The organism is Pseudomonas putida (genome assembly GCF_028682455.1).
In the GTDB taxonomy this organism is placed as follows: domain Bacteria; phylum Pseudomonadota; class Gammaproteobacteria; order Pseudomonadales; family Pseudomonadaceae; genus Aquipseudomonas; species Aquipseudomonas putida_AA.
Map to the genome: position 1 here is coordinate 340085 of NZ_JANHLD010000003.1, position 16175 is coordinate 356259.

A 16175-nucleotide genomic window follows, 5' to 3' on the forward strand; every position below is an offset into this window, starting at 1 on the left:
GCTCAGCTCCGCGGGTCCGGACGAGTTCCCAGGCCCATGGCCTGACGGGCGAACCAGCGTTTGGCCGGTGGCAGCAGATCGAGCCCCAGCAACCCCAGGTTACGCCCCGCCGCCACCAGCGGCTGGGCATTGCCGAACAGACGGGTAACGCGGTCGGAGAAGCCCACCGTCAGGTCCTGGTCCAGGCGTTGGCGCTCGCGATAGGACTGCAGGGTGGCAAAATCTCCAGGTATCGCCGGGCCAGCCAACAGGGCTTCGGCCAACGACTGCACATCGCGCAGCGACAGGTTGAAGCCCTGCCCCGCAATCGGGTGCAGGCTGTGGGCAGCATTGCCCAGCACCACCAGATGCGAACGCACCTGCTCCTGGGCCTCGATCAGCGACAAGGGGTACAGATGTCGCGCACCGACCTGGCGCAATGTGCCCAGGCGATAGCCGAACACACCCTGCAACTCGGTCAGGAAACTGCGCTCGTCCAGTTCGGCCAAGCGCTTTGCATCCATCCCCGCACGGGTCCAGACCAGCGCACAGCGATTCTCCGGCAAGGGCAGCAAGGCCATCGGGCCTTCATCGGTGAAGCGCTCGAATGCCTGTCCGCAATGGGCCTCACTCGGGGTGATGTTGGCGATCAGTGCACTCTGGTTGTATGGCCGCTGGCTGACATGAATGCCCAACTGCTCGCGCAAGCCCGAGCGCCCGCCATCGGCCAGTACCGCCAGGTCGCACTCGACGGTAGTGTCATCATCGAGCGACAACCGATAGCCATCTTCCAGCGCCTGCAAGGCAGTAACCTGCGCCGGGCAGCGCCAGCTGACCACATCGGCATCCAGGCCTTTCCACAGGCATTGGCCGAGCCAGGCGTTTTCCACTACATAGCCCAGGGCCGGGACACCCTCCTCCAGCGCATCCAGGCGCGTGGCGCCAAAGCGTCCACGGTCGGAAACCTGGATCTGTCGAATGGGCTCGGCGCGGCGGCTGATCTGCTGCCAAAGCCCCAGGCGTTCGTAGATCTGGCGGGTGCCAAAGGACAACGCCGAGGAGCGTGCGTCATAACTTGGCTGGTAGGTATCGCCCGGCGCGAAGGGCTCGATCAGCAGAATGCTCCAGCCACGCGCCTTGGCACCGGCTTGCAGAGCCAGGGCCAGGCTGGCGCCAACCAGGCCACCGCCGATGATCGCCAGATTCACTCGACTCATGCCGCGACACTGCGCGCTGCAGCCATCAAGGCTTCGATTTCGGCGACCGTTTTCGGCACGCCGGAGGTCAGGATTTCACAGCCCTGCTTGGTTACCACTACGTCATCCTCGATACGTACACCAATACCGCGCCATTTCTTTGCGACGCTCTGGTTGTCGGCACCGATGTAGATGCCCGGCTCCACCGTCAGCGCCATGCCGGGCTCAAGCACGCGCCACTGGCCGCCAACCTTGTATTCCCCGACATCATGTACATCCATGCCCAGCCAGTGCCCGGCGCGGTGCATATAAAAGGCCCGGTAGGCCTCGCTCTCGATCAATTCCTCGACCGTGCCCTTGAGCAGGCCAAGCTCCACCAGCCCTTCGGTAATCACCTGCACGGTTGCCTCATGGGCGTGATTCCAGTGCTTGCCTGGGGCGATGACCGCAAACGCTGCTTCCTGGGCCTTGAGGACCAGTTCGTAGATTGCTTTCTGTTCCGGCGAGAACCGCCCGCTGACCGGGAAGGTACGGGTGATATCGCTGGCGTAGCAGTCGATCTCGCAACCGGCATCGATCAACACCAGGTCGCCATCCTTGAGCAGCGCATCATTCTCCTGATAGTGAAGAATGCAGCTGTTGCGTCCGGCAGCGACGATCGAGCCATAGGCCGGCATCTTTGCCCCGCCCTTGCGAAATTCGTAGTCAAGCTCGGCTTCCAGGCTGTATTCCCGCAAGCCCGCACGACAGGCCTGCATGGCCCGCACATGGGCGCGAGCGGAGATTGCCGCAGCCTCGCGCATCACTTTCACTTCTGCCGCCGATTTATACAGGCGCATGTCGTGAAGCAGATGATCCAGGGCAACGAACTCGTTCGGCGGCTGGGCACCGAGCCGGGCCTTGGAGCGGATCACGTTGATCCACTCCATCAGGTGACGATCGAACTCCGGGTTGCTGCCCATGGCTGAGTAGACCCGGTCGCGACCTTCGATCAGGCCGGGCAGGATGTCGTCGATATCGGTAATGGGAAAGGCGTCGTCGGCGCCGAAGTCGCGGATCGCGCCTTCCTGGCCGGCGCGCAGCCCATCCCAGAGCTCACGCTCGGGGTTGCGTTCGCGGCAGAACAACACATATTCGCCGTGCTCCCGGCCGGGGATCAGGGCGATCACCGCCTCTGGCTCGGGAAAGCCGCTCAGGTACTGGAAGTCGCTGTCCTGTCGATACACATGCTCGACGTCGCGGTTGCGAATGGCAACCGCGGCGGCAGGCAATATGGCAATGCTGTTGGGCTCCATCTGCGCCATCAGCGCCTTGCGTCGACGGGCGTATTCCGACTTGGGGATATGGCTCATGGGCAGGTGGGTCCCTCTGTAGAATCAGTGCAGCGACGGTTTGGGTGCAGGCTCGACTGGCTTGGCCAGCTCCGTGTACAGCAGCAGCGGAGCGACCCGCAGGTACTCCATGACTTCCATATAGTCGTTTTCGCCGTCTTCGGACTCCTCAAGGGCGTCTTGAACCTGGGAAATGGCGACCAGGTCCTGCAACACCTCCTTGGCTTCGGTGCTCAGCTCCTTGCCGCCAGCGTTCAGGCCAAAGCCGGAAATGAAGCCCTGGCACCATTGGCCCAGAGCGGTAGCACGATCGGTCAGGGGCAGTTCGTCGCCGGGCAACAACAGCACGACAGTGATATCGTCGCTGGTGAGTTCGCCCTTGACCATTTCCTGCAAACCGATCAAAGCGTTACGAACGTTGTCAGAAGGTTCGACCTCGAGCAGCTGAGCGGCGTCAGCCAACCAGCCCTCGGCATCGAAGCCGGCCCCGGCACAGCTGCGTCCGAGCAACAGCCCGTGCAGTTCGGCAGGGGAAACAGGATGCCCGTTGCTGGTGAGCAAGGTGGCGAAGGCGGTGTACGGCGAATTGGTATTGGGCATGGGCAACTAGGCGCCAGACGGCGCAATGACTAGAATGAAGACCTTGTATCCTAGCACCGGCAGGCGCGCCAAGACCATCGACGCGGCCAACTCGGGGCAGGCCGGGGCATAATCCGGGCAACCACCCGCCAGACCGAATCGAGTGGCAACCAATGCAAGAGAACGATCTGCAAACGCTGATGGGCCGATTCGAACTGCTGATTGAGCGAGTCGAGCAACTAAAACGGCAAAATGCACTCCTATTAGCTCAGGAAAAGTCCTGGCGCGAGGAGCGCGCCCACCTCATCGAAAAAAACGAAATCGCCCGGCGTAAGGTCGAATCGATGATTTCGCGGCTCAAGGCCCTGGAGCAAGACTCATGAGTTCAAGCAATAGCGTCACCGTTCAGATCCTCGATAAAGAATATTCGATCATCTGTCCGCCCGAAGAGCGCAGCAACCTGGTCAGTGCAGCCCGCTACCTCGATGGCAAGATGCGCGAGATCCGCAGCAGCGGCAAGGTGATCGGCGCCGACCGTATTGCCGTGATGGCAGCCCTGAACATCACCCACGACCTGCTGCACAACCAGGAACGCCCCGAAGCGCCCGCCGGTGGCGCGACCCGTGAACAGGTGCGTGACCTGCTCGAACGTGTCGACCAAGCGCTGGCCGACGATGCGGATACAAAATCCAGTTGAGTTTCAGTATACTGGCGCCACTCCCTGGAGTGCTTGCCAGTCGGTCATGTCCCTGAGCCGATACGCACAACCACGGGGGTTGCACGTGGGGCCGGTGTGCATGTCCGCTTGACGGAAAGCCTTAACGCCTCCTGCAATCTCCACCTTGAACTTTCGGGTTCAAGGGCTACACCGACAGCGGTTCGTCGGGGAGCCTGAATTACCTCTGCTCGCGCCATCCAGCGGGCAATCGAGCTGTCGCCCCAGCGCGACGGCCCTCTCTGGGAACGCCCGTGCCATGACCGACACCGCGCTGCTAACCCGCCCCCAACTTCGCCGCCTGCTTCGTGATGCCCGTCGCGCCTTGAGCCCGGCCCAGCAACGTCAGGCCGCGCAAGGCCTGTACCGCCAGCTGGCCCAGCATCCCCTGTTCCGCCGTGCCCGGCACATTGCCCTCTACCTGCCCAACGACTGCGAGATCGATCCGCGCCTGTTGCTGCGCGAAGCACAGCGTCGCGGCAAGCGTACCTATCTCCCGGTGCTGCACGCCTGGCCGAAGAGCAAGATGGTCTTCCAGCGCATCGAGCCTGGCGAGAAGCTGCGGCCCAACCGCTTTCGCATCCCCGAACCGCACATCAGCCTGGCCCGGCAACGGCCGATCTGGGCGCTGGACCTGATCCTGCTGCCGCTGGTGGGATTTGATGAAGTGGGCGGGCGACTGGGCATGGGCGGCGGCTTCTATGATCGAAGCCTGGCCTATCAGGCACGCCGCAAGACCTGGAAAAAGCCGTTGTTGCTCGGCCTGGCCCATGAATGTCAGAAGGTTGAAAAGCTGGCCCAAGCCAGTTGGGACGTACCGCTGCAAGGAACGGTCTCGGACCGTGGCTGGTACCTGGCGCCTTGCTGAAAGGCGCCAGCACAGTGATTAACGCTGTTGCGGATTGACCGGCATTTCGTAAGGGGCGTCGAGCTTGCGTTCCCAAAGGCTTTGCGCATAACCGGTAGTGACAACACCCAAACCGAACAGAAATACCAGAATCCAGAGCAAGTCCGGTTTGCGATTCATCGATTGCCCCCCTAAGGCAAACTGATCACGTTGTCAGCAACGTTTTTTAATGGTTGCAGCAGCGTCAAGCTTAAAATGGGCGCATTCTCCGACAACCTGCGGCAACACGCAAACCTTGACGCCAACCGACCGTCGGTTTGATAAAAGAGGTTATTACATTTTTTGTCAGGAGCAACATCCATGGCCTATTGGCTGATGAAATCCGAACCCGATGAACTCTCGATCAAGGACCTGGCACGCCTGAAAGAAGCCCGCTGGGACGGGGTTCGCAACTATCAGGCACGCAATTTTTTGCGCAGCATGGCGGTGGGTGACCAGTTTTTCTTCTACCACTCCAGTTGCCCAGAGCCTGGTATCGCCGGCATTGCCTGTATCAGTGCAGCCGCCTACCCCGACCCAACCGCTCTGGACCCACAAAGCCATTATTTCGACGCCAAGGCCAACGACGAGAAGAACCCCTGGAGCGCCGTCGACGTGGCCCACGTCGAAACTTTCGGCAAGGTCCTGGGACTGGGCTACCTAAAGCAGCAGGCTGCCCTCGCCGAACTCCCCCTGGTGCAAAAAGGCAGTCGCCTGTCGGTGATGCCGGTCACCCCTGAACAATGGGCGGCAGTACTCGCCTTGCGTTAAACCGGGTAGGATTGCCGCACATTTGACGAACATCAACGCACCAGGAACGGTGCCACGTCACAATCCGACGTGAATGCAGCAGGATGCAGACTGATGAGCCAACATACTCCGAAACTCTTCGCCGGCGCCTTGATCGCCTTGCTACTGGCCGCCGGTGGCCTGGGCTACTGGAAGTCGCTGCACGATCGCTTGCCCGACGGCCTGAGCATGGGCAACGGCCGACTCGAGGCCACCGAGGTGCAGATCGCCAGCAAGATTCCCGGGCGCCTGGCCGAAGTGCTGGTCGACGAAGGCGACACGGTTCGCAAGGGCCAGTTGCTGGCACGTATCGATACCCGCACCCTCGAAGCGCAGCGCAACCAGGCCGAGGCCGAGGTGCTTCGCGCCCAGGAAAACTACTCCGCCGCCCAGGCCAATGTACAACTGCGCCAGAGTGAATTGCTGCTGGCCAGCCAGGAACTCAAGCGGGTCCGGGAAATCTTCCAGCGCAAGTACGCCAGCCAGCAGTTGCTCGACCAACAACAGGCCCGCTACGACACCGCCAACTCCGCCGTGGTCGCAGCACGTGCACAACTGGCCGCGATCAAGGCGGCCATCGGTGCCGCCCAGGCCCAGGTTGCCCAACTCACCAGCGAGATCGACGACAGCAGCCTGCGCGCGCCCATCGATGGTGTTATCCAGTTGCGCCTGGCCGAGCCCGGCGAAGTGCTCGGTGCCGGGGGTCGCGTGCTGATGCTGATCGACCCGGGCGATCAGTACATGAACCTTTATCTGCCCGCCTCTACCACCGGCCGCCTGACCGTAGGCGACCAGGCCCGCGTGGTGCTCGACGCCCTGCCGGAAAAGTCCCTGCCGGCCAAAATCACCTTTGTCGCCGCCAAGGCCCAGTTCACGCCCAAACAGGTAGAGACCCGCGACGAGCGGCAGAAGCTGGTCTTCCGGGTCAAGCTGCGCCTGACCGAGCCCAGCGCCGTGCCGCAGGCCAAGCCGGGCATGCCCGGTGCGGGTTACGTACGCACCGCTGACGTGGACTGGCCGGCCAACCTGCAATGACCGCGCTGGCGCTCGAGGCACAGGGCATCAATCACCGCTACGGCTCCCTGGATGCCCTGCAGAACATCACGTTCAACCTGCCCGCCGGCACCCGCTGCGGCCTGATCGGCCCTGACGGCGCAGGCAAGTCCAGTCTGCTCGGCTTGATTGCCGGGGTGAAAAAGCTCCAGGACGGCGAGCTGTCGGTACTGGGAGGCTCGATTCGCAAGCGGCGCCACCGCAACAGCCTCTACCCACGTATCGCCTTCATGCCCCAGGGCCTGGGTGGCAACCTCTACCCTGAGCTTTCGATCAGCGAGAACATCCGCTTCTTCGCCACCCTGTTCGGCCTGGGCAAGGCCGAATGCGAGCAGCGCATGCACGGCCTGTTGCTGGCGACTGACCTTGCGCGCTTTGCCGATCGCCCGGCGGGCAAGCTGTCGGGCGGCATGAAACAGAAGCTCGGTTTGTGCTGCGCGCTCATTCACGAACCGGATTTGCTGATCCTCGATGAGCCGACCACCGGTGTAGACCCGTTGTCACGTCGACGCTTCTGGGAGTTGGTCGAGCAGGTTCGCCAGCAGCGACCGCAGCTGACCTTGTTGGTCGCCACCGCGTACATGGAAGAGGCCGAGCAGTTCGAACACTGCCTGATGCTCGATCGCGGCAAGCTGATTGCCGCAGGCCTTAGCCAGACGCTGGCCAGCGTCACCCCCAGCGGGAAGTTGGATGACGCCTTCACCCACTACCAGGGCGACGGCGCCCACAACGCGCAACCGCTGCAGATTCCGCCACGGCCCGAAGGCGACACCACCATTGCCATCGAAGCGCACGAACTGACCCTGCGCTTTGGCGACTTCACCGCAGTGAACAAGGTCAGCTTTGCCATCGGCCGTGGCGAGATCTTCGGTTTTCTCGGCTCCAACGGTTGCGGCAAGACCACCACCATGAAAGTGCTCACCGGTCTGATGCCCGCCAGCGAAGGCAGCGCCACGTTGCTGGGGCGTCCGGTGGATGCCAAGGACCTGGCCACGCGCAAGCGTGTCGGCTTCATGTCGCAGAGCTTCTCGCTGTATGGCGAACTCAGCGTGCGACAGAACCTGGAGCTGCACGCGCGACTGTTCGATCTGCCCAAGGCCGAGAGTGCCCCGCGCATCGTCGAACTGATCGAGCGCTTCGACCTGGGCGAGATCGCCGACCAGCAATCCGGCGCCCTGCCCCTGGGCTTGCGCCAGCGCCTGTCGTTGGCGGTGGCTGTGCTGCACCGGCCTGAAGTGCTGATCCTCGACGAACCGACTTCAGGCGTCGACCCGGCTGCCCGCGATGATTTCTGGCGCCTGCTGATCGAGTTGTCGCGGGACCAGGGCGTGACCATCTTCCTGTCCACCCACTTCATGAACGAAGCCCTGCGCTGCGACCGCATCTCCCTGATGCACGCCGGCAAGGTGCTGGCCTGTGACACACCCGCCGCCCTGCAACAGCAGTTTGCCGGCGCCACGCTGGAAGACGCTTTTGTCACCTGCCTGGAGCAAGCACAAGGCGCGAGCGAAACGCCCGAAGCCAGCGCCCAGCTCGAGGCCCCGGCTGGCGCAGCGCCACCCGCGATGCGCCAGGGCTTCAGCATCAAGCGCCTGTTTGCCGTGGCCACCCGCGAAGGCAAGGAACTATTGCGCGACAAAGTGCGCCTTGCGTTCGCCCTGGCGGGTGCGTTGTTCATGATGGTGATTTTCGGCTACGGCATTTCGCTGGATGTGGAAAACCTCGCCTTCGCCGTCTACGACCAGGATCAAAGCCCGCAAAGCCGGGCTTATCTGGAAGCATTCCGCGGCTCGCGCTACTTCGAAGAGCAACCGCCGATCCGCGACTCGGCTCAGTTGCACAAGCGCCTGCAGCGTTCGGAAATCAAGCTGGCCCTGGAGATCCCGCCAGGCTTCGGACGCGATCTGCATGCAGGGCGGCAACCGGTGGTAGCGGCCTGGCTTGATGGCGGCATGCCCTTTCGCGCCGAGACCAGCCGCAACTACGTCGAGGCTGTACACCAGGCCAACCTTGAACAAATCGCAGCCCTGAACAGCAAGGCCTTGCCCGGACAATCGCCGGTACGCCTGGAAACCCGCTTTCGCTACAACCAGGACGTGGTCAGCGTCAACGCCATCGGCCCCGGTGTCATGGCGCTGATCCTGGCCTTTATCCCGGCCATGCTGACAGCCCTGGGCATCGTGCGCGAAAAAGAGTTGGGCTCGATCACCAACTTCTACGCAACCCCCTTGACCCGTCTGGAGTTCCTGCTCGGCAAACAGGCGCCGTACCTGGCCATCAGCCTGGTCAACCTGGCATTACTGGTAGCCATGAACCGCTGGTTGTTCGGCGTGCCGTTCAAAGGCAGCGCGCTGACCCTGGCCCTGGGCGGCTTCTTGTACCTGCTGGCAACCACCAGCCTGGGCTTACTGATCTCGGCGTTCACCCGCACGCAGATTGCCGCGATCCTCGGCACCATGATCATTACCAGCCTGCCGACCATCCAGTTCTCGGGCCTGATCGTGCCACGCTCCTCGCTGGATGGGTCCGCGGCGTTGATGGGGCAGTTGTTCCCGGCAGGCTATTTCCTCGACATCGCCGTCGGCACCTTCACCAAGGCGCTGAGCCTGCGTGAGCTATGGCCGCAATGCCTGGCACTGCTGGGGTTCTTCCTCGGTTTTACCGGCCTTAGCCTGGCCATGCTGAAGAAGCAGGAGGTCTGATGCACTGTCTTGCACACACTTTGCGCCTGGGCCTCAAGGAGCTCACCAGCCTGCGCCACGACAGCGTACTGCTGCTGTTCCTGCTCTATGCCTTCAGTGTGGCGATCTACATGCCGGCGGCAGGTTCGATCATCGGCGTGCACAACGCCAGCGTTGCAGTGGTGGACGAAGATCACAGCCAGCTTTCACGCAAGCTGGCTGAAGCGCTCCAGCCTCCGGAGTTCCAGCCTGCGGTCCCCCTGGCCTACGACCAGCTCGACGACGCCATGGACAGTGGCCTGTACACCTTCGTGATCAACGTGCCGGTCAATTTCCAGAGCGACCTGCTGGCGGGGCGCTCCCCGGAGCTGCAAGTCAATGTCGACGCCACGGCGATGAGCCAGGCCTTCATGGGCGCCGGCTACATCGGGCGAATCTTCGAGCGAGAGCTACTCGAATACGCCAATCCAGGTTCAACCGCTGCCAACAGTCCGGCGCTGATCAGTCCAAGGGCACTGTTCAACCCGAACCTGGAAGGCGGCTGGTTCCTTGCCGTCATCCAGATCGTCAACAACATCACCATTCTGGCCATTGTCCTGACCGGCACGGCTCTGCTGCGCGAACGTGAACACGGCACGCTCGACCACCTACTGGTACTGCCGTTGACGGCGCTGGAAATCATGCTGGCGAAGATCGGCAGCAACGCCCTGGTGGTGGTGCTGTGCACCTGGGTATCGCTGGAGGTGGTGGTCAAAGGTGCCCTGGGCGTACCGCTGGCCGGGTCCCTGGGCTTGTTCCTGGCGGTCACGGCACTCTATCTGTTTGCCAGCACGGCGCTGGGGATCTTCCTTGCTACCCTGGCGCGCTCGACTCCGCAATTCGGCCTGCTGGCAATCCCGGTGATCATCCCGATGCTGTTGCTGTCGGGCGGCAGCACGCCGCTGGACAGCATGCCGCAATGGCTGCAGTGGGTCATGCAACTCTCGCCTTCGACCCACTTCGTCAGCCTTGGCGCCGCGATCCTGTTCCGTGATGCCGGGTTGAGCGTGGTCTGGCCCGACGTGCTGGCCCTGGCCGCGATTGGCCTGGCGTTTTTCGGTATCGCCCTGGGGCGCTTCCGGCGCAGCCTTACTTCCTAGGCCCTAAGCGGTTTACTGGACGATCAGGTTGTTGAACAGCAAGTCATCCACCAATGGCTTGCCTTCTTCGGTTTCGAGCACCTGCTGAACCTGCTTGAGGGCTTCCTGGCGCAGCTTTTCCTTGGACTCGACGTTGCTCAGGCTTTCCAGGTTCTGCTGGGTGAACAGTGCCACAAGCTGGTTACGGATCAACGGCTCATGGTGACGCACCGCAGCGGCAGCCGCGTCGCTGTTGACCCGCAGGGCCACGTCAGCCTTGTACACCCGCAGTTTCGGGCCTCCATCGAGGGCATAGTTGCCGACAAAGGGTGGGGTCAGGGAAATGTAGGAGACCTTCGGCACTCCTTCCTTGGCTTCTTCGGCCGTTGCCGCAAACGGCAGCATCAGGGCCAGTACCATCAAAATCCACGCTTTCACGAATTCGCTCCTCAAACAGTTGGCGCCAGCATACCCAGCGCACCGGTCAATCCCAAGCCCAGACTTATGCCGGCTTATCAGGGCGGGCCATGCTCATTGACCCGGCAACTGACCCACCTACACTTATCGGCCACTACGCGCAAAGGAATAGTCCCGATGAAAGCAGTGTTGTGCAAAACCCTCGGCCCGGCGCAGAACCTGGTCCTGGAAGAAGTTGCCAGTCCCGTCCCGAAGCGCAATGAAATCCTCTTGGATGTGCATGCGGCCGGGGTCAATTTTCCCGACACCCTGATCATCGAGGGCAAGTACCAGTTCCAACCGCCGCTGCCCTTCTCTCCGGGAGGCGAGGCCGCTGGCGTGGTCAGTGCCGTGGGCGAGAAGGTCAGCGATCTAAAGGTCGGCGACCGGGTCATGGCGCTCACTGGCTGGGGCAGTTTTGCCGAGCAGGTGGCGGTGCCGGCCTACAACGTACTGCCTATCCCGCCGCAGATGGACTTCACCCAGGCTGCCGCCTTCGGCATGACCTACGGCACCTCGATGCACGCCTTGCAGCAACGTGGCCGACTCAAGGCTGGTGAAACCCTGCTGGTGCTGGGTGCGTCGGGCGGTGTGGGGCTAGCGGCGGTAGAGATCGGCAAAGCCATGGGCGCGCGGGTGATTGCCGCGGCCAGCAGCGCCGAGAAACTCGCCGTGGCCAGGGCGGCCGGTGCCGATGAGTTGATCAACTACAGCGAACACAGCCTCAAGGACGAGATCAAGCGCCTGACTGGCGGCAACGGCGCCGACGTGATCTACGACCCGGTCGGTGGCGACCTGTTTGACCAGGCGGTGCGCGGTATTGCCTGGAACGGCCGGCTGCTGGTGGTGGGCTTTGCCAGCGGCCGCATCCCCGAGCTGCCGGTGAACCTGGCTCTGCTCAAGGGAGCGGCGGTGATCGGGGTGTTCTGGGGCGCTTTTGCCCAGCGTCAGCCCGCTGACAATGCGACCAACTTCAAGCAACTGTTTGCCTGGTTCGCCGAAGGCAAACTCAAGCCGCTGGTGTCGCAGACCTTCCCATTGGCAGAAGCCGGCGCGGCAATCGATACGCTGGCTCAGCGCCGGGCCGTGGGCAAACTGGTGGTCACCACACGCTGAACCCTGGCCGATCCAGCGGCGCCTCAGAGTCGCTGGATCAGGCGCTGGCGCAAGGCGGCAGGCCACACATCGACAAAGTCGATACCTGGAAAGGCCTGGCACTTCTGCAGGATGCCGGGCAGTGCCTTCTGGAAGGATTCTGCAGTGGCTCGCGACTCTTTGTAGCTGGTGACCCCATCGACATTGAAGTGCGACATCATGCGAACCGACACCAGCGTGGTTTCCATATCCTCGAGCGAGCGGGCCGGCTCATCCTTGCGGTACAACGCCACTTCCTCGTTGAACTGCTTGCAGGTCTTGAGCACCAGCCCGGCGCGCTCGTAGATGTCCCACCACTCTCTCTTGTCATTCAGACGAAAATGCAGATCGTTGCGCACATCAAGGAACGCCGGGTTTTCCTTGGTTACCGTCCAGGGCTTGAAACGCCATTGCCGAACGGCTTCAAGGGCCGCATTGGCAAAGGCTGGCTCGCTGCTACGAATCACCTTCACATCAGTGACCGAGCCGTCAGCCATGACCCGAAAACCGACTTTGACGGAACCGGTGATGATCGCCTTGCGCAATTCGGCCGGGTATACCGGAATGATCTTCTGGACAAATTCCAGCCCGATATCCGCCTGCGCCATCCCTGCCGCCATCACTAGCAACATCGCAAACCACTTCATCCCTGAGCCTTGCCTGTCCGTGAATTAAAGGCGCGATAGTAGCGGCCCAGAGCCTTCCAGGCAAAGTAACAATTCTCATTACAGCTACAGGAACGGGCTTGCCCCGCGATGCAAAAGTGACTGACAGTTTGCGATCGCGGGGCAAGCCCGTTCCTATAGACGTTTGAACCTTGCTTCCAGATTGCGATCAGGCATGGCATGGCTGCGCAGGGCATTGAGGGTTTGTTCGACGTAGTCGCGGGTGCTGCCATAGCGCCCCTTGGCGTTGGCGAAAATCATGCTGAGCAAGTCGTCCGGCAAGTTGCCGGCGTAGCACGGCAAGTGCCGCTCCAGCACGAAGCCCAAGGCCTGGACCTTGGTGCCGTCCTCAAGGCGACAATTGAGCCAGTGCGGCCGATACGCCGGGTAAGGCATTTCGCGCTGCCACAGGGCCAGCAAGGACTCCTCGAGGCAGTCGTCTGGCAGGCGATAAGCGAAGCCGCTGCAGGAACCACCACGGTCCAGCCCGAACACCAGGCCCGGGCACTCCGGGGTACCCCGGTGCTCATGGGACCACAGGTACAGGCCGCGATGATATCCATGCACCCTGGCGCGTCGACGCTCGGCTGCAGAGCATTCCGGGCGCCAGATCAGCGACCCATAGGCAAACAGCCAGACCGGGCCGCCGCGGTGACGGGACATGGTGTGATGAACCGAAAGTTTAAGTTGCTCTTGGGACAGTTGCTGTCCGAAGTCGAGCAACGGAGGATAGGCCACATTCAAAGATGCAGTTTCGATCGCCGACATAGCTGCCGCCAGAATTCCTCGTGAACTACTGAAGTGAGTCACTGTAAACGAATACGTTATCCGCGTACTTACCGTACGGCAGATTGTGCATTGAACACAAGCCTCACCTCGCCCCGGAAGCGCCCTGCAATGGGGCTTTGAGCAAACAACCGGGTGTTGTTTCAAGTGTAGCGAAAGTTACTTGCACCGCAGGCAATAATTAAGTGGCTTATGCCAGGCATACACAACGACGGTTATTAATCCCGGCACGCTATTGCAGCGTGCCTTATTCCGTCATTCAACCGCGCGGGGCATAAGCGAATACATCGGCGCGCATCTGGTGAGCATCCATTCCTGCTTCAACCAGGGCATCGAGGGTGGCATAGATCATATTGGGCGAACCGCTGGCATATACGTGTACGCCCGCCAGATCGCTCAAGTCTTCGCAAACAGCTTCATGCAGCATTCCGCAGCGCCCTTCCCAGCCACACAAGTCGCTGACGACCTTGTGCAGGAACAGGTTAGGCAAACGCTCCCACTCGGCCCAGTGCTCGATCTCGTAGAAGTCTTCAGGGCGGCGAACCCCCCAGTAGAGGTGGACCGGATGCTTGAAGCCCTGGGCCCGGCAATGCTCGAGCAGGCTGTGCATCTGCGCCATGCCGGTACCGGCGGCGATCAGCACCAGCGGCCCGTCTGGCAGCTCGGCAAGGTGGGTATCGCCAAAGGGCATCTCGATCCGCGCCATGCGCGTGCGCTGCAATTGCTCGATCAACTGCTGGGCGCTGTTCTCGCGGGCCAGCACGTGCATTTCCAGGTCGCGTCCACGATGGGGTGCCGAGGCCAGCGAGAAGGCGGCCTTGTCACCGCCTTCGCGCTCGATCATCAGATATTGCCCGGCGTGGTAGCGTGGCGGCTTGCCGGCAGGCGCGCGCAGGCGCACACGCCAGACGTCGCCACCGACCTCGACGCACTCACTCAGCTGACAGGCCAGTGTCCGTACCGGCAACTCGCCCAGGGCGAGCACGCCATCCCACAACAACACGCAGTCCTCCAGTGGCTCGGCGATACAGGTGAACAGCTCACCGTGATCGCGCACATGGCCCTCTTGACGCACCCGGCCTTCTACCAGCAATGCGGCGCAGACATGGCAGTTGCCATTGCGACAGCTCTGCGGGCAGTCGTAGCCCAGTCGGCGCGCCGCATCCAGAATCCTTTCTCCGGGCTTGATTGCCAACACGGCCCCGGACGGCTGCAAGGTTACCTGCATTTAGTCTATTCCCAACTGGTTCCACAGCTCATCGATCCGCCGGGTGACAGCTTCATCCTTGACGATGACCCGTCCCCATTCGCGAGTGGTTTCACCTGGCCACTTATGAGTGGCATCCATCCCCATCTTCGATCCCAGCCCCGAGATCGGCGAGGCGAAGTCCAGGTAGTCGATCGGGGTGTTGTCGATCATCACCGTGTCGCGCTTGGGGTCCATGCGCGTGGTGATAGCCCAGATCACATCATTCCAGTCCCGCGCATTGATGTCGTCGTCGGTGACGATAACGAACTTGGTGTACATGAACTGTCGCAAAAACGACCAGACACCGAGCATGACGCGCTTGGCATGCCCCGGATACTGCTTCTTCATGGTCACCACCGCCATGCGGTAGGAGCAGCCCTCGGGCGGCAGGTAGAAGTCGGTGATCTCCGGGAACTGCTTTTGCAGGATCGGCACGAACACTTCGTTCAGCGCCACACCGAGAATCGCCGGCTCATCAGGCGGACGGCCGGTGTAGGTGCTGTGGTAGATGGGCTTCTGTCGGTGGGTGATGCGTTCGACCGTAAAAACCGGGAAGCTGTCGACTTCGTTGTAGTAGCCGGTATGGTCGCCGTACGGGCCTTCCGGGGCCATCTCGCCTGGGTGAATCACACCTTCGAGGATGATTTCCGCAGTGGCCGGCACTTGCAGGTCATTGCCACGGCATTTGACCAGCTCGGTGCGGTTGCCGCGCAGAAGGCCGGCAAAAGCGTACTCGGACAAGGTGTCGGGTACCGGCGTCACTGCGCCAAGGATGGTCGCCGGGTCCGCGCCCAGGGCCACGGAGACCGGGAATGGCTGGCCCGGATGCTTCTCGCACCATTCGCGATAGTCCAGGGCGCCGCCACGGTGGCTGAGCCAGCGCATGATGACTTTGTTGCGACCAATCACCTGCTGGCGGTAGATGCCCAGGTTCTGGCGGTCCTTGTTCGGCCCGCGGGTCACGGTGAGGCCCCAGGTAATCAGAGGCGCCACGTCGCCCGGCCAGCAATGCTGCACCGGCAACATGCCCAGGTCGACATCGTCGCCTTCGATGACCACTTCATGGCACGCCGCATCCTTGACCACCTTGGGGGCCATGGACACGACTTTCTTGAAGATTGGGAGTTTCGACCAGGCATCCTTGAGGCCTTTTGGTGGCTCAGGCTCCTTGAGGAAGGCCAGCAGCTTGCCGATCTCGCGCAATTCGCTGACCGACTCGGCGCCCATGCCCATGGCCACCCGTTCCGGAGTGCCGAACAGGTTGCCCAGCACCGGAATGTCGAAGCCCGTGGGTTTCTCGAACAGCAAGGCCGGGCCTTTGGCGCGCAGGGTGCGGTCGCAGACTTCGGTCATTTCCAGGACTGGAGAGATCGGAACCTGGATGCGCTTGAGTTCGCCGCGCTGTTCCAGGCCACGGATAAAGTCGCGCAAATCGCGATACTGCATGCAAAAGCCTCGTATTCGCCGTACCGGTCGGGGTGCAAAGTGTATCGCCTAACCCGGCCAGCCAGAATAGCCAAAGTACAGATAGCAAAAAGCCGGGTTGCCCCGGCTCTTG

The 16175-nt window shown here is 62.0% G+C and carries 17 protein-coding genes and 1 other RNA gene; 9 read left to right on the top strand and 9 right to left on the bottom strand.

Annotation, left to right across the window (positions count from 1 at the left end; translation table 11 throughout):
• Positions 1-2: 2 nt before the first annotated feature.
• From ubiH to NPS58_RS18705, 3 genes are read right to left on the bottom strand one after another with little or no spacing between them, the layout of a single operon-like run.
• Entirely contained in the window at positions 3-1196 is a 1194-nt protein-coding gene (gene ubiH, locus NPS58_RS18695) for a 2-octaprenyl-6-methoxyphenyl hydroxylase (RefSeq protein WP_274116810.1), read from the bottom strand.
• Complete coding sequence (gene pepP, locus NPS58_RS18700) at positions 1193-2527, bottom strand: Xaa-Pro aminopeptidase (RefSeq protein ID WP_274116811.1); 1335 nt, start codon at positions 2525-2527, stop codon at positions 1193-1195. The genes ubiH and pepP overlap by 4 nt, the downstream gene beginning before the upstream one ends.
• 24 nt (positions 2528-2551) lie before the next feature.
• The gene (locus NPS58_RS18705) at positions 2552-3106 is read right to left on the bottom strand and encodes a YecA family protein (RefSeq protein ID WP_274116812.1); all 555 of its coding nucleotides are present in this window, start codon (positions 3104-3106) and stop codon (positions 2552-2554) included.
• Between the two features lie 152 nt (positions 3107-3258).
• Here NPS58_RS18705 and NPS58_RS18710 point away from each other — a divergent pair, with 152 nt between their 5' ends.
• The 4 genes from NPS58_RS18710 (at position 3259) to NPS58_RS18725 (ending at position 4668) form a co-directional block, all read left to right on the top strand.
• Positions 3259-3468, top strand: coding sequence for a TIGR02449 family protein (locus tag NPS58_RS18710; RefSeq protein WP_028942368.1), 210 nt, complete (start codon positions 3259-3261; stop codon positions 3466-3468).
• A complete protein-coding gene (locus NPS58_RS18715) occupies positions 3465-3782 on the top strand; it encodes a cell division protein ZapA (RefSeq protein ID WP_274116813.1) in 318 nt (105 codons plus the stop codon). The genes NPS58_RS18710 and NPS58_RS18715 overlap by 4 nt, the downstream gene beginning before the upstream one ends.
• Positions 3783-3800: 18 nt before the next feature.
• A non-coding RNA gene (gene ssrS, locus NPS58_RS18720) (6S RNA) lies at positions 3801-3978 on the top strand.
• Between the two features lie 81 nt (positions 3979-4059).
• Positions 4060-4668: a 5-formyltetrahydrofolate cyclo-ligase gene (locus NPS58_RS18725; RefSeq protein WP_274116814.1), complete on the top strand. Its 609-nt coding sequence runs from the start codon at positions 4060-4062 to the stop codon at positions 4666-4668.
• 18 nt (positions 4669-4686) lie between these two features.
• Here NPS58_RS18725 and NPS58_RS18730 read toward each other — a convergent pair whose 3' ends face one another.
• The gene (locus NPS58_RS18730) at positions 4687-4827 is read right to left on the bottom strand and encodes a hypothetical protein (RefSeq protein WP_165392175.1); all 141 of its coding nucleotides are present in this window, start codon (positions 4825-4827) and stop codon (positions 4687-4689) included.
• A 180-nt stretch (positions 4828-5007) separates the two neighbouring features.
• Between NPS58_RS18730 and NPS58_RS18735 the strand changes: the two genes are divergently transcribed.
• The 4 genes from NPS58_RS18735 to NPS58_RS18750 all read left to right on the top strand — a co-directional run bounded on the left by NPS58_RS18735 (position 5008) and on the right by NPS58_RS18750 (position 10348).
• Positions 5008-5457: an EVE domain-containing protein gene (locus tag NPS58_RS18735; RefSeq protein WP_274116815.1), complete on the top strand. Its 450-nt coding sequence runs from the start codon at positions 5008-5010 to the stop codon at positions 5455-5457.
• A 93-nt stretch (positions 5458-5550) separates the two neighbouring features.
• Positions 5551-6510, top strand: coding sequence for an HlyD family secretion protein (locus NPS58_RS18740; RefSeq protein ID WP_274116816.1), 960 nt, complete (start codon positions 5551-5553; stop codon positions 6508-6510).
• A complete protein-coding gene (rbbA, locus tag NPS58_RS18745; RefSeq protein WP_274116817.1) occupies positions 6507-9230 on the top strand; it encodes a ribosome-associated ATPase/putative transporter RbbA in 2724 nt (907 codons plus the stop codon). Before NPS58_RS18740 ends, rbbA begins: the two co-directional genes overlap by 4 nt.
• The gene (locus tag NPS58_RS18750; RefSeq protein ID WP_274116818.1) at positions 9230-10348 is read left to right on the top strand and encodes an ABC transporter permease; all 1119 of its coding nucleotides are present in this window, start codon (positions 9230-9232) and stop codon (positions 10346-10348) included. Before rbbA ends, NPS58_RS18750 begins: the two co-directional genes overlap by 1 nt.
• A gap of 12 nt (positions 10349-10360) precedes the next feature.
• Here NPS58_RS18750 and NPS58_RS18755 read toward each other — a convergent pair whose 3' ends face one another.
• Positions 10361-10765 (bottom strand): flagellar basal body-associated protein FliL, encoded by a 405-nt coding sequence (locus NPS58_RS18755; protein ID WP_274116819.1) that lies wholly within the window; start codon positions 10763-10765, stop codon positions 10361-10363.
• 156 nt (positions 10766-10921) lie between these two features.
• On the opposite strand from NPS58_RS18755, the gene NPS58_RS18760 reads away from it, so the two are divergent.
• The gene (locus NPS58_RS18760; RefSeq protein WP_274116820.1) at positions 10922-11899 is read left to right on the top strand and encodes an NADPH:quinone oxidoreductase family protein; all 978 of its coding nucleotides are present in this window, start codon (positions 10922-10924) and stop codon (positions 11897-11899) included.
• A gap of 23 nt (positions 11900-11922) precedes the next feature.
• On the opposite strand, the gene NPS58_RS18765 is transcribed toward NPS58_RS18760, so the two are convergent.
• The 4 genes from NPS58_RS18765 to ubiD all read right to left on the bottom strand — a co-directional run bounded on the left by NPS58_RS18765 (position 11923) and on the right by ubiD (position 16063).
• A complete protein-coding gene (locus NPS58_RS18765; RefSeq protein ID WP_274116821.1) occupies positions 11923-12549 on the bottom strand; it encodes an energy transducer TonB in 627 nt (208 codons plus the stop codon).
• A gap of 168 nt (positions 12550-12717) precedes the next feature.
• Positions 12718-13350 carry a gamma-glutamylcyclotransferase gene (locus tag NPS58_RS18770; protein WP_274116822.1) on the bottom strand — a complete coding sequence of 211 codons (633 nt, stop codon included), beginning with the start codon at positions 13348-13350 and terminating at the stop codon, positions 12718-12720.
• Between the two features lie 277 nt (positions 13351-13627).
• Entirely contained in the window at positions 13628-14596 is a 969-nt protein-coding gene (locus tag NPS58_RS18775; protein ID WP_274116823.1) for a CDP-6-deoxy-delta-3,4-glucoseen reductase, read from the bottom strand.
• On the bottom strand, positions 14597-16063 hold the full coding sequence (ubiD, locus tag NPS58_RS18780) for a 4-hydroxy-3-polyprenylbenzoate decarboxylase (RefSeq protein WP_274116824.1): 1467 nt from the start codon (positions 16061-16063) through the stop codon (positions 14597-14599). It abuts the gene before it with no gap.
• Positions 16064-16175 lie beyond the last annotated feature (112 nt).